The sequence below is a fragment of the Reticulibacter mediterranei genome (assembly GCF_016587455.1).
In genome coordinates this window covers 2290590-2303348 of sequence record NZ_BNJK01000002.1, presented here as the reverse complement: position 1 = coordinate 2303348, position 12759 = coordinate 2290590, and the positions used below count along the sequence as shown (strand labels likewise).

Annotated in this window: 13 protein-coding genes; 4 read left to right on the top strand and 9 right to left on the bottom strand. The window is 51.5% G+C overall.

The genetic code is table 11. The annotated features are described in order from the left end of the window. Positions 1–59 precede the first annotated feature (59 nt). Positions 60–773: a Fic family protein gene (locus K3T83_RS48780; RefSeq protein ID WP_220210400.1), complete on the top strand. Its 714-nt coding sequence runs from the start codon at positions 60–62 to the stop codon at positions 771–773. Between the two features lie 27 nt (positions 774–800). On the opposite strand, the gene K3T83_RS48775 is transcribed toward K3T83_RS48780, so the two are convergent. Further along, positions 801–1715 (bottom strand): DMT family transporter, encoded by a 915-nt coding sequence (locus K3T83_RS48775; protein ID WP_220210399.1) that lies wholly within the window; start codon positions 1713–1715, stop codon positions 801–803. A gap of 571 nt (positions 1716–2286) precedes the next feature. Between K3T83_RS48775 and K3T83_RS48770 the strand changes: the two genes are divergently transcribed. Beyond that, entirely contained in the window at positions 2287–3408 is a 1122-nt protein-coding gene (locus K3T83_RS48770; RefSeq protein ID WP_220210398.1) for a Vgb family protein, read from the top strand. Positions 3409–3914: 506 nt separating this feature from the next. Here the strand turns inward: K3T83_RS48770 and K3T83_RS48765 are convergent. Together K3T83_RS48765 and K3T83_RS48760 are read right to left on the bottom strand one after the other, a co-directional pair. Next, positions 3915–4352: a nitroreductase/quinone reductase family protein gene (locus K3T83_RS48765; RefSeq protein WP_220210397.1), complete on the bottom strand. Its 438-nt coding sequence runs from the start codon at positions 4350–4352 to the stop codon at positions 3915–3917. A 101-nt stretch (positions 4353–4453) separates the two neighbouring features. Next, positions 4454–5398: an LLM class F420-dependent oxidoreductase gene (locus K3T83_RS48760; RefSeq protein WP_220210396.1), complete on the bottom strand. Its 945-nt coding sequence runs from the start codon at positions 5396–5398 to the stop codon at positions 4454–4456. A 467-nt stretch (positions 5399–5865) separates the two neighbouring features. On the opposite strand from K3T83_RS48760, the gene K3T83_RS57500 reads away from it, so the two are divergent. Together K3T83_RS57500 and K3T83_RS48755 are read left to right on the top strand one after the other, a co-directional pair. Beyond that, positions 5866–5997: a hypothetical protein gene (locus K3T83_RS57500; RefSeq protein ID WP_268963586.1), complete on the top strand. Its 132-nt coding sequence runs from the start codon at positions 5866–5868 to the stop codon at positions 5995–5997. 75 nt (positions 5998–6072) lie between these two features. Next, positions 6073–6732, top strand: coding sequence for an alpha/beta hydrolase (locus K3T83_RS48755; protein WP_220210395.1), 660 nt, complete (start codon positions 6073–6075; stop codon positions 6730–6732). Between the two features lie 132 nt (positions 6733–6864). Here K3T83_RS48755 and K3T83_RS48750 read toward each other — a convergent pair whose 3' ends face one another. The 6 genes from K3T83_RS48750 to K3T83_RS48725 form a co-directional block, all read right to left on the bottom strand. Continuing rightward, positions 6865–7524, bottom strand: coding sequence for a GntR family transcriptional regulator (locus tag K3T83_RS48750; protein ID WP_220210394.1), 660 nt, complete (start codon positions 7522–7524; stop codon positions 6865–6867). Positions 7525–7663: 139 nt separating this feature from the next. Next, positions 7664–8629, bottom strand: a complete 966-nt coding sequence (locus K3T83_RS48745; RefSeq protein WP_220210393.1) for an alpha/beta hydrolase — start codon at positions 8627–8629, stop codon at positions 7664–7666. A gap of 47 nt (positions 8630–8676) precedes the next feature. Beyond that, on the bottom strand, positions 8677–10314 hold the full coding sequence (locus K3T83_RS48740; protein ID WP_220210392.1) for a flavin-containing monooxygenase: 1638 nt from the start codon (positions 10312–10314) through the stop codon (positions 8677–8679). Positions 10315–10859: 545 nt separating this feature from the next. Beyond that, a complete protein-coding gene (locus K3T83_RS48735; protein WP_220210391.1) occupies positions 10860–11291 on the bottom strand; it encodes a nitroreductase family deazaflavin-dependent oxidoreductase in 432 nt (143 codons plus the stop codon). Positions 11292–11310: 19 nt separating this feature from the next. Next, a complete protein-coding gene (locus K3T83_RS48730) occupies positions 11311–11955 on the bottom strand; it encodes a PPOX class F420-dependent oxidoreductase (RefSeq protein WP_220210390.1) in 645 nt (214 codons plus the stop codon). A gap of 63 nt (positions 11956–12018) precedes the next feature. After that, positions 12019–12648, bottom strand: a complete 630-nt coding sequence (locus K3T83_RS48725; protein WP_220210389.1) for a TetR/AcrR family transcriptional regulator — start codon at positions 12646–12648, stop codon at positions 12019–12021. Between the last annotated feature and the right edge of the window lie 111 nt (positions 12649–12759).

The following is a 12759-nucleotide window of genomic DNA, read 5'->3' as shown; positions in this document are numbered from 1 at the left end:
ACTCGTAATATCGGAAATCGTTCTAATAAGAGGAACCGATATTACGGAGGAGCATTCACATGGCACCGACAATTCGTATGGAGCGGCGGCTCATGACCCGCCTCACCAGCAAAAAAACCACTCTTGATCGCTACCGCCCACTCAGCCGCTCCACTGCCCAACGTCTGCATGATGATTTGCGCCTGCTCCTGACCTATCACTCCAACGCCATTGAAGGCAACACCCTCTCCTTGCGTGAAACACAAATCGTGCTGGAAGAGGGTATCACGATTGACGGCCATCCTCTCCGCGAGTATTTAGAAGCAACCAACCATGCCCACGCCTTTGGGAACGGACGTGTGGGACGCCTCCTACTCAATCTCATGCTCATGCAAGCAGGATATCCTCCCGCGCTTCTCCTGCGCGAGTGGCGTATCCGCTACATTCAGGCGCTCGGATCTGCCGACTCAGGCAACTATACCTCCCTGCTCGGCATTATCGGCCTGGCTGTGGAGCAAAGTTTGGATCTCTATCTCCAGGCATGCGAGGCCACCGCAGCACAGGAAGAGTACCGAACGCTGGCAGAACTCGCGGCTCAGCTCGCGATGGACGCCGACTATCTCGGATTGCTTGCGCGTCAGGGCCGCCTCGACGCCATCAAACGCGGCTCCCGCTGGTATGCCACCGCCGAAGCCGTACAGCGCTATCAGACCGAAGCCGCCCGAGGCAAACGAGAACGCGTCCCACAACGTCACCGTCAGCGCAAATCTACCAACATACCTAATGCTGAGTAGTAATTTGCTGACAAGCCGTTCATTGCTCTATTTCGGCACCTCTGTCTGCGGCACTTCACGTGTACCTGTGTTCAGAAACGGGATAGATCCCGTCGTCGAAAGCCAGGAACCGGCAATGATTAAGAGGAACCCAAAGATAGTGGCAATGGTCAACGGCTCCTGAAGGATCGTAACACCCAACAACACAGAAACAGCCGGGTTTACATAGGTAATTACCGTCCCGCGACTGGCTCCCACCTCCGCAATCAGAGCAAAGAAGGTCGGCAAAGCCAGAGCTGTACAGATCAAGCCAAGCACGAGCAGGCTCGCCATCACTCCTACACTGGGAACCCTATCAGGCAACCGCGTCACAATCAATGGCAATAGTACAACACTTGTAACGCTACACTCAGCCGCCGCAACAGACACTCTAGGCAATTCAACAAGTGGACGCTGTTTAATCATCATCGCACCAATCGCATAGCCGAGGGCCGCAAGTACAATCAATATAGCTCCAAACCACATCTGTCTATCTCCGCCCACGTCAAAGCCCAGCAAAACAATCAATCCCACCATACCAACAGCCAATCCCACCAGTCGCGGCCCGTTCACACGCTCGCTCTTATCAAAGCCCAGCGCCAGCAACGCAACCATGATCGGATTAGCGGCAATCAACAGGCTGGTGAGGGACGATGAAACATGTTGTTCTCCATAACTGATCAACAAAAATGCCCCGACCATGTGAATAATCGCAAAGAGCAGCACTATCGGCCAATGTTTGACAAGCGAGCGCACCGTCTTTCCCCGGATCGCCATCGGCAGCAGCACCAATGCTCCAATTACAGCTCGGCCAAAAACCACCACCGATGGGTCCAGTTCGCGCACCGCAATCTTAATAAAAAAATAAGGAATGCCCCAGAACACTGAAATAGCAATAAAGAGTAACCAGCCTTTTCGTGTCATAATTGCTCCTGTCGCCTGAACACATACATAGAAATTACTCGATTAAAAGAGGATACCATATGATGAGATGTGCCACCAGAACCATTTTTCACCATCATGATGGGACCATTTTCCATGACCCTCACCTGATCGCAAAACCCTCTCACCCCTCCAAGTATAACGCCTTTCCGTGCCAGGGATACAGCAAAAAGACAAGTATTTGCACCGAAAAATTTTAAATACGCAAGCAAATTCTTATCAAACCTTGAGAATGCGCATTGCCTTCCACCTTCATTATAAATGTAAAATTTACAACTAAAACAGTTTTTTACAATACTTACTTTTGTATCTATTCTATGGTCCATCAGGGTCATAACATAGTATTTATCAATATTCTCGTTTATAATATCTTCCAGAAGGAAAAGCGCTGTTTCTCTCATGCGCCAGGAAAGGAAGGACTCTCTCCCATGCCGTATTTCTCACACACCTATACCAATCTCTCGCCCCAGACAGGTGGGTATCCCCCTCTAGAGAACACAAGGTTTTCTACCAGATGACGATCTATAACAGATGAAGAAAGGAATATTGTTGCATGAAATATATTAATTATCATCAATTCAATATATCCACAAGGATGCTACGGCGTATCGGATTCATACTGCTGGCCCTCTGCGTCAGCACAACCATCGGATTGACCTTTCTCACTCCAACCAGAGCGGCTCCGGTTCTCAAAGAGATCGATCTTCCTGCTAGCAGTAGCGCTCCCTGGGGCATCACGCTTGATAAGCAGGGCAACGAATGGATCGCCGTCCCTCAGTGTGATCCTAAACCTTTCTTGTGTCAATCCACCTTGCAAGGCCAGCTCATTCAGGTAGATGTGAGCACCTTCACCGTGAAAAATATCTTTCAGCAACCAGCAAACCATTCCAGCCCGTTTTTCGTGGCCGCCGCCCCCGATGGAAGTCTCTGGTTCACCGAACCAGCCTCGCACGCACTCGGGCAGCTCTTTCCCAATCTGCACAATCCAGCCGCCTCAATCTGGAAACTGTGGACCATCGCCGACGCCAATCCTTTCACCCTGACCTTCGATACATATGGCAATATCTGGTTTACCGATCCCCTCAACAACCGCATCGGCTGGTTTCAGCCGACGCTTCATCGCTACCATCTCACAGCTATCCCAACAGCCGCGAGCCAGCCATATGGCATCACACGCGATGAACATACAGGCCAGATCTGGTTTACTGAAAACAACTCTGCGGTTGCACAACTTGCCAGCTTCTTTCCATCCATCACCGGAACATTGACTACACAGGCGATCAAAGAATATCCCGTTGAACGCAATGGCACCAATACCACACCTCATCTCCTCACAACCGATGGTCGGGGCAACGTCTGGTGGACCGGTGGATTTGATGGCAATATTGGACGCTTAATCATTAAAGACGCCCAACCTGGAACAAGTAATGGCATGAAGCAATGGAACACTCCAGTTGACGAACACACATCAGGGATCGCTGTTGCTCCTAACGGCGTGGTCTGGTTCACCGACTCCAACGGCGATAGCGTTCTCTCTTTCGATCCAGCGTCCGAACAATTCACCACAACGAAGCTCAGCACCAATGCTCACCCCCACGATGGTCTGACGGTTCATGGCAATCAAGTCTTCTTCACGGAAGAGTTTGCAAATAAAGCAGGCACAATCCAAAACTGAACAACGCTCTGTGCGCAGCACTAGCACCGAACATGAGCAAGTTCTGCTTATGTTCGGTCTTATTTCCCAATAACACTAGGAAGTCGCTAGACCCAATAGGCAGGGCTTTCCAATTCTCCCATCTAGCGGGAGTGCAGAGGGCGGCAGCCCTTTGCCGGGGTGCAGGGTGTCCCCGCAAAAAACCTTTTTTCTTCTCTTTTGCGCGCCGCCTGCGGCGGCGCGCGAAGGAGGGAAGGAAACTGGGGACACCCCAGACCCCGGCAGGGAGACCCTGCACCCCTTTGAGCGGAGAACTGGAAAGCCCTGACCCAATAGGCCAAAGCAATTGACAATAAAAGATGTTTATGGTATATCACTATTGCAAGCGCTTGCAAGCCCCTTGACATGACTTATTGGGAATTACCCGTTCACATCGGGGTGAATCTCATCCCGATGTGAACATGTATATTCAACCTGTTGCTGTTGCTGCACTTTTTATTTGAAAGCTTGAAGTCGATTTTAGTTTATTACTCTCCCTCCACACGTTGCAAAGCCACCACCGGACCATCATTGACCACTTCGCTCACCATTTCAGCGTACTCCTTTGAGCGCTCAGCCGCCTCCTGCAACAATTTACGCGCCACTCGCAAGAAGTGTTCTCTCTGTTCACCCGTCAGAGGGGTCGCAATGGCCTCGAAGGACTCCTTCCCCACCTCGACCTTCACCCTCGGATCTGCCACAAGGTTACGATACCAGTTGGGATTGGCACTACCCGCAATGATGATGAATCTATCCCCATCGGTCTGATATCCCAGAGGTATTGTATAGGGCTTTCCGCTCTTCCTCCCACACGTCGTCAACAAAAGCAAGCGACCGCCAGCATATATGCCTCCATTTTTTCCCTCATTTGCACGAAACTCCTCAATAACTGATTTATTCCAATCACTTATATTCCAATCGCTCATAACCAGTTCCTATCCTTTCTCATCTGAGTTCCATCGCGCTTGTTTCTACTCAAAGTATATCTCCTAAGAAGGACAGGAACCGTCCTGGTTTTACGATTTCATCATGATGTGATGAATTCGCTGGCAAAGCGGCGGATCGAGTTCAACTGGAGGACATCCGGGAAAATGATCCTCAATTCTTGCACACCAGCAGCTTCGTAGTCAGCTATACATTGACGAATGGTGTCCGGGCTGCCAATCAGTGCAGAGGAGAGGGCATTCCCAAGGAGGGCCTTGACAAATTCGGGCGTTTTGGCTACAGCTTCCTCATCGCTATCAGCAAGAATGCAGACGGTTCTTGCAGTCCGATGGATGGCATGGTAATCACGTCCCACCGTCTCACAATGCTCTTTGAGAATAGCAAACTTGCGCTCCAGTGTCGCAAGATCGCCGGAGATGTCACAGGCATCGCCGTACTGCGCGACTAGCCTGAGCGTGACCTTCTCACCGCTGCCACCAATGAGCAGCGGGATGTGGGGTTTCTGTACGCCTTTTGGCTGATTGATCGCCCCGCGCACCTGATAATATTTCCCCTCAAAGGTTGCTTCCTCCTGGGTCCACATAGCCAGGATCACCTGGATAGCTTCACGCAACATACGGAGACGTTCAGGGGCATCGAGATACTCATACCCATAGGCATGATACTCCTGCTCATACCACCCTGCCCCGATCCCAAAATTCAAGCGTCCATGTGAGAGCACATCAACGGTGCTGGCCATTTTCGCCAGCAGGGCGGGATTGCGATAGCCGTTACAGGTCACCGTCTGGCCGATGCGCACGTGTTTGGTATCGCGGGCCAGGGCCGCAGTGGTGGTCCAGCACTCAAAGGAGACCTCTTGTGATGGCTGAGGGATGGTATGAAAGTGATCAACGAGCCAGACGGAATGATAGCCTGACTCATCGGCGGTCTGGGCAACGCGGGTCATCTCTTCATATGCTTCGATGGGATCTTTTATGCTGACCAGATCCATAGTCAAGCCCTGGGGCAGCAAAATGCCATATTTCATGCTGTGATTTCTCCTAACACTCTTCTCATCAAATCGTTAGCCGTAATAGTTGGGGAGTAGCTCCAGGTGAGTAGTTCAATATCCATGAAGAGAGTGTAAAACTTTGAGTGCGCTCTAAGTCAAGAGGAATCTGTACCATTGTTAGGGAATGTGGTAAATGCCCGACGAAGCGAGCAGATCTGACCCTCAATCTTTATCTTCCGACCACACCCCAATTCGTTTTTCCTGCGCAAAAGCTGTACGGTTATGGCGCAAAGAGAGTAAATGGATAGTCGCTTCATTGTGCAAAATTGCGCGACTTTGCGTGCGTCGTTTTTGGCCCTTCCGGTTTTCCTTCGCGCAAAGAGAATGGAGTGCTATCTTCTCGCGCGCCTCGCGAGAGAAACAGAACGATTGAAAGGAGTTGCTTTTGATGAACGAACCCATCACAACACTCGACACGGTGTACCACGCCGAGGAGTCACGCCATGGAGCAGACGCGTCGGGTGCTCGAAACCGCCGAGTTGTTCTGCTTCTCAACAGTGCGGGCCGACGGTTGTACATTAAAAAATTCTGTGTCGTATCGAGCGGCAGAAAACCAGGCGAAAACGCAGTATTGATGAGCCGATGCGACACCAAATGAGCAAAATGGTGTGACACAGAGTAGATCTAACTTACAGGGCAGAGGTGCGAAAATGAATGACCGAGCAATCGCGGGAGAGTTTGTTACCAAGACGTTCGACTACGACGGTGGTCGACAGGTGACGGTGTACGTCCCGCCAGATCCGCCCGAGGCAGTCGTCTTCGCTGGTGACGGTCAAGGGATCTCGCAATGGGGTCAGTTCCTCGAAGCGGCCGACGTACCGTCCACGATGATCGTCGGTGTACATGGGCCGACCGATGAGATGTCGCGACTCCAGGAGTACTCACCGGTCTTTGACGCGGAACGGTTCGCGGCACATGAAAGGTTTTTCGTCGAGGACGTCGGCCAATGGGCGCGGTCGCGGTTCGGAGTCGCGCTACCCACCGAACGCACCGCAGTGTTCGGTGTCTCGGCGGGTGGAGAACTTGCGCTCGCTCTTGGTCTCCGGCATCCCGACGTCTACGGTGTGATCTTCTGCGCCTCGCCGGGCGGGGGCTACAAACCAACTGAAGTGATGCCGAGTCGGATTCCGCGCACGTACCTTGTTGCTGGCACGCAAGAGCCCTTCTTCCTTGAGAACGCGACGAGGTGGGCGGACGCGCTGCACAATGCAGGTGCGGACGTTGTCATGAAAGAGCGGGTCGGATCGCACGGCGGCGCGTTCTGGCGAAAAGAGTTTCCGCTGATGGTGGCATGGGCGTTTGGACGCTAATAGACTCACGAGGTGCGCAGCGAGCTGCACATCTGGCTAAAACAGCTCCAGACGCGCGTTTCGGCAATGTGCCAGCTGCTGTCTTGGAACCACGTCCAAGAAACGAGAAGCAAGAAAGCGGTTCAGAGCGCATTATGGCTCGTCAGGCAAGGAGGCCAGAGCCTCGGCAAATTTTGCCCGAATCTCCTCCCCATGACACAACGCACCAGCCAGATCACCAGCCTTGAGCGACGAAAACACCGCCAGATCGCGCTCCAACATCTTCCGCGAGATAAACTGCTCCAGGCACAGCACAACAAGCCGCTCAAGCAAGGCGAAGCGATCAGCAATTAATCTGCCCAACTCACGGTTGCCCGAAGCTGCCACGACAATACTATGAAAGTCTGTGCTGGCAAGAAACGCGGAGCGAAAATCTTTTCGTTCCAACGCCTTTGCCTCATCAGCAAGCGCGGCCTCCATCGCCGCGAGCTCCTCCGGTCCCACTCTGGATACCCCCCAACTATATCCCGTTTGCCAGAGAACTCGCTGAACATCCATCAGTTCTCGCATCGTCGGCAGATTCAACGGCGCAACCCGCTTGAGCCGGTTCGGTTCGATCTCGACCAGCCCTTGTCCGGCAAGCTGAACTAACGCCTCGCGAATCGGCGTGGGACTCAAACCAAGCTGAGTCGCCAGTTCAGCCTCTTTCAATAGCTCACCTGGCTTCAACTTCCCTGTAATAATCTCATTCCTTAGATGCTCCACTGTCGCCTCGCGCAAAGTCGCAGGCGTTTGGAGGCGGGTAACACTCATAACTTGTGCAGCCTTTTTTACGAGAATAGAGTATATAGCGATAAAGTGACTTTACAGCGCAGTATACAGGGAAACGATGTTTATCGCAAGAGCCAATAGTAGGGTGAGCCACCATCGGCCCTCGCTCAACAACACATGCTTATTTTTTGCTGAATGCCCGCCTCAGCGCATTCAATTGATCCTGCTCAAACGCCTGCGACACTTTCGCCTCAGCCATCATCGGAAAGCCATGAAACGCGCCGGGATAGACATGCAACTCGGTCGGTACTCCGGCCCGTATCAGCCTGCGAGCATATTCAATGTCCTCCTCTAAGAACAGATCAAGCGTGCCAACGCCAATGAAAGCTGGCGGCAGACCTTCAAGATATTCGGCACGCGAGGCGGCAGCATACGGCGAAACATCCGGGCTACCAGGTTCTTTCCCAAGCAGCGAAGCCCAACCAAAACGATTAGAGGCAGATGTCCAAACATACTCTCCGGTGTAGGGATGTGGATCTGTTGTAGTAACGGTCCGATCATCAAGCATAGGGTAAATCAAAAGCTGAAAAACGAGTGGCACCTCACCGCGATCACGCGTCAACAGTGCTAGACATGCCGTCAATCCACCTCCGGCACTATCGCCGCCAATAGCAATGCGGGTTGCATCCACACCAAGCTCACTGGCATTTGTATACAGCCACTTCAACGCCGCATAACAGTCCTCCACCGGCCCCGGATGTGGCGTCTCTGGTGCAAGCCGATAATCAACGGAAACCGCAGCACAGCCAGTCTCCGCTACAATACTCTTCACCCCTGGGTCAGCTTGATCGGCATCGCCAAGCACATAACCACCCCCATGAATCCAGAGCAGTCCGGGCGTAGGCGTCGAGACATTTTTGGGCAAATAGACCAGCACGCGCACATCGGGCGCACCCTCCGGCCCCGGTATACGCCGTTCGCTGACTGCAATATCAGGGTATTCGGGCGTCATCACTATCGCCTGACTATTTATCTCAGCAAGCGATGCCCGCGTGTGTTCCAACTGCTCCGTGCTGAGTTCAAATGGGGGGATAATATCAAGCAGCCCCATAATCTCTGGATCGATAAGATGTTTGCTCGTCGCCATAGGGAACCTCCTCGTTGCGTACACGAAAAATAGAGCCTCACAATAATTTACGCAGAAAGGGTAAAACCTTTATATCCCTCATCTGCTATCTCCTGGCACTTGATGCGATAATTACCCACGCCTCCAACGTAGGGCATGAAGATTCGCACTTTGCCCGGAATGTTTGCACCGAGATACCACGAGTTCGCCAGCGGATATAACGTTTGATTCGCCACCTCGTTGACGTGTGCGACCCATGCATCCTCGGCTTCCATCTTCGGTTCAAGCTGGCTGAAATGATGCTCCTGCATGTAGCGAATACAGTCTGTGATCCATTCGACATGTTGTTCGATAGAGGTGGTCATATTGCTCAGTACGGATGGGCTGCCAGGGCCGGTAATCATAAACAGGTTCGGGAAGCCAGCGCTCATCAACCCCAGATAGGTGCGCGGTCCAGTGGCCCATTTCTCTTTCAACGCCTCGCCGTTCTTGCCTCTGATATTCAAGTTGAAGAGTGAACCAGTCATCGCATCAAACCCGGTTGCGAAGACGATCACGTCCAGTTCATATTCCGCATCCTGAGTACGCAAGCCCTTTGGAGTGATTTCTTGAATGGGAGACGTGCGAACATCCACAAGAGAAACATTCTCGCGGTTATAGGTCTCGTAATATTCAGTATCGATGCAAATACGCTTGGTGCCGATGGGATGATCGTGCGGCATCAACTTTTTGGCGACTTCAGGGTTATGGACCATCTCGCCAATCTTTGCGCGCACAAAATCAGCCATATACGTGTTTGCTTCCAGATTGACAACGATATCTGAGAACGCTCCCAACATCTGCGTCCCGCCAATCTGCCACACCTCCTCAAATCTCCGCTGCCGCTCTTCTGGCGAGACCGCTAGCGCCGACTGAGGATTATAGCTGATCGAGAGTCCCGCAGGCGATTCGCGGTCCATCTGGCGCAGCCTGCGATAATTCTCTTTGATACTGGCCTTCTCTTCTGGCTCAAGGGGTCGATTGCGTGCAGGAATACTATAATTCGGCGTCCGCTGAAATACTGTTACATGTGCCGCCTGCCTCGCGATACGCGGGATAGCCTGAATCCCCGTCGAGCCAGTCCCGATCACACCAATCCGCTTTCCTGTAAGGTCAACCCCTTCGTGAGGCCAGCGACCAGTATGATAGACTTCGCCCTTGAACGAATCCAGGCCGTTAAAACGAGGGGCGTTTGGCGTCGAGAGACAACCAACCGCCGTAATCAAATAGCGCGCGGACATCCGCTCGCCCCGATCCGTCTGGATAGTCCAGCGCTTCATTACGTCGTCATAACTGGCTGCCACCACACGAGTATTGAACTGAATATTGCGGCACAAATCAAAGCGATCCGCAACGTGGTTGAGGTAGCGCAAAATTTCCGGCTGGGTAGGATACTTTTCGGTCCACTCCCACTCCTGTTCGAGTTCGGGTGAGAAGGAATAGGAGTAATGCACGCTTGGACTATCGCAGCGCGCACCCGGATAGCGGTTCCAATACCAGGTACCACCCACACCTTCACCGGCCTCGAAGACTCGCGTCGAAAGGCCAAGCTCACGCAAGCGATAGAGCATATACAGGCCGGAAAAACCGGCTCCAACAACAACTACATCCAATTGACTGATTGGCACTCCGCCAGGTGTACTTGAACTGTGTTGTCCTGTGGACATAGCTTCGTCCTGCCTTTCTATAGCTTCATAGCTACGTCTGGAACCCGGAAGAAAACAGCAGTCAGGCTTTTCTACAAGCTCAACCAGAGAGTAGATAATACTTGCCGAACAGCATGAGAGAAGGAGCTACATACACAACGACATGTAAGCTTACTCCATCACATGTACATCAATGGATGAGTGAAAAACGGAGGAGACGATCCCGATGAATAAAGTGCTCAGTACATAAATTTGAGGTGTATCAGGAATGAGGCGTTCTATGCTTCCTTGAAGTTTAGAGGGATTTGTCTTTGTCATCTTCTACACGCTCCATTGCGAGTTTTCGTCACACATCGTACAAAATTATAGATCTGATGTACTAACTATGAAAATAACTACCGAGAGGACAAAGCCTACATTAAAATAGACTATAGCATATATTCTATAGAATGTCAATATTGCCAGAACAAGCGGAACAGCGCTGAATGTTAATCCAGGTGTAGGCCATCGCTTATGAGGGTATAAGCGATGGCCTACACCTGGACTTTCTCTCGAACGTTGGTTTTCTATGAAATGCGTTCATCCATTGGATGCAGGATCACCATCGGAATTTCTCGCGTCGTTTTCTGCTGGTATGCCTCATAGAACGGCAGCGCGGCAACCAGTCGCATCCACAGCTCGCGTTTCTTCTCCTTACCCGCCACTTTCGCGACAACGTTGAACCGCCTGTTCTTTACCTGAATAACAGCCTGCGGATTGTCACGCAGATTGAAAAACCAGCCTGGATGCTTCGGCGCACCACCAATTGACCCGGTGAGTACATAAGCTGATCCATCCATAATGTAGATCAGTGGCACTGTACGTTGCTTGCCTGTCTTGCGTCCCGTCGTAGTCAACAGCAGGACATCACCTCCACGCATCTTTCCACCGATGCGACCGCCGCTCTTGCGATAGAGGAATATTGCCAGGGATATCATCAAACTATAAAGTTTGTGCATTGACAAAACCTCTGTGTTTTCATAACGATAGGTACGGCTGTCGTTGTGTCCCATCCAGATTTGCACCAATGTACCATACGCCGGCAGCCTTGAGCATCGCTTCGGTGGTCGCTGCGCTAAGGGGTTGGGAGGTCTTGAAGACATATGTCAACGCTTCATCGGTCCTGACCTCCTGAACAATTTGCACACCTTGCTCCATCAATCCTTTGACATCTTTAAACGCTTCGTACACATTCAAATCAGGCTTCACCACCAGGATCTGTGTATAACGTCCCCCAAGTCCTTGACCTACAACGCGCTGAACCTTCACATACAAGATCACACGCGGATCGCCTGGATAACGTATCGACGCGCCATAATGTTCTGCCAGCGTATCGAAAAATACGCCCTTGGGGTCGTCTTCAATCCGCTCAACCACGCCGCGAAATTCGGCATAGGTATAGGGGTCATCGCTATCGGTAATCGAGATCGAGACGCGCCGATCACGCTGAATATTCTGATACTTCTTACGGTTTGTAGTGTGAGTAAATTTGATATACTCACCATCCCATAAAAACCACATCGGCGAGGACTGCGGCTCTCCATTGGAACCAACTGTAGCAAGATGAGCAAATGCCTTCGATTGCAGGATCTTTTGCACCTTCGGGTTATTCAGATCTGTCATTAAAATTCCCCTTATACGTCCGAACGTTCGGACATTTTGCAAAACAAAAAAATTTGACTAACATTATTCTGGAAGAGAAACTGGCTCTGTAAAGAGTACGCTCATACCGACGTCCATAATCTGCTGCACTCTGGTATCCTTGCTTATTGGACCAAAAACAGTTTGGTCGAGCAAGACTCGACTGCTCACACTCATCATCATGCCCAGTAATGCTGCATCGGCAATCTGACGCACCGGATACTCTCTCCGCAGATCATGGATAAGATCAAGCAAGAGCAGTTCCGAAGTTGGGGGACGCTCCCCTATAGAAGAGGCAGGCTTACCCTGGATCAGCTCCTCCGTTTGCGCACGCAGAAAACAAAAGGCGTATTTCTCTGGATTGTTTAACACCCACTCAATATATGCCCTCCCCATTGCGAATAGTTGGGATAACGGCTCTGCTTTAGCCGCCGCATACGCCTCCATAAGCACGCGATTCTCCTCCTCCAAGATATCCTGGAGGAGTGCTGAGGCAATCTCTTCCTTGCTCTTGAAGTGCGTGTACAGGCTGGCCTTCGACTTGAAACCCGCCGCCCGGCGAATGTCATCAATCGACGTGCCATCGTATCCACGCTCACTAAAAAGTTGAAGGGCTGCTTGCAAGATTAGCGCACGACCACGCAAACTATGTTTCTCGCCTTCAATCAGAACCATACCCCTGTTTACTTTCATGTTTCTCGTGTCGTAGTCAAGCGATTTATCGCGTATTTTCGCATTTGCGCGGTAAATCGCTTGACTACGACGAGAAAGATCTACGTATCCGAA

Bases quoted from the DNA above. Each gene is read 5' to 3' on its own strand.
- K3T83_RS48755 (WP_220210395.1), top strand. From the start codon at position 6,073: ATGAATGACCGAGCAATCGCGGGAGAGTTTGTTACCAAGACGTTCGAC.
- K3T83_RS48750 (WP_220210394.1), bottom strand. From the start codon at position 7,524: ATGAGTGTTACCCGCCTCCAAACGCCTGCGACTTTGCGCGAGGCGACA.
- K3T83_RS48775 (WP_220210399.1), bottom strand. From the start codon at position 1,715: ATGACACGAAAAGGCTGGTTACTCTTTATTGCTATTTCAGTGTTCTGG.
- K3T83_RS48740 (WP_220210392.1), bottom strand. From the start codon at position 10,314: ATGTCCACAGGACAACACAGTTCAAGTACACCTGGCGGAGTGCCAATC.
- K3T83_RS57500 (WP_268963586.1), top strand. From the start codon at position 5,866: ATGGAGCAGACGCGTCGGGTGCTCGAAACCGCCGAGTTGTTCTGCTTC.
- K3T83_RS48730 (WP_220210390.1), bottom strand. From the start codon at position 11,955: ATGACAGATCTGAATAACCCGAAGGTGCAAAAGATCCTGCAATCGAAG.
- K3T83_RS48735 (WP_220210391.1), bottom strand. From the start codon at position 11,291: ATGCACAAACTTTATAGTTTGATGATATCCCTGGCAATATTCCTCTAT.
- K3T83_RS48780 (WP_220210400.1), top strand. From the start codon at position 60: ATGGCACCGACAATTCGTATGGAGCGGCGGCTCATGACCCGCCTCACC.
- K3T83_RS48760 (WP_220210396.1), bottom strand. From the start codon at position 5,398: ATGAAATATGGCATTTTGCTGCCCCAGGGCTTGACTATGGATCTGGTC.
- K3T83_RS48770 (WP_220210398.1), top strand. From the start codon at position 2,287: ATGAAATATATTAATTATCATCAATTCAATATATCCACAAGGATGCTA.
- K3T83_RS48745 (WP_220210393.1), bottom strand. From the start codon at position 8,629: ATGGCGACGAGCAAACATCTTATCGATCCAGAGATTATGGGGCTGCTT.
- K3T83_RS48725 (WP_220210389.1), bottom strand. From the start codon at position 12,648: ATGGTTCTGATTGAAGGCGAGAAACATAGTTTGCGTGGTCGTGCGCTA.
- K3T83_RS48765 (WP_220210397.1), bottom strand. From the start codon at position 4,352: ATGAGCGATTGGAATATAAGTGATTGGAATAAATCAGTTATTGAGGAG.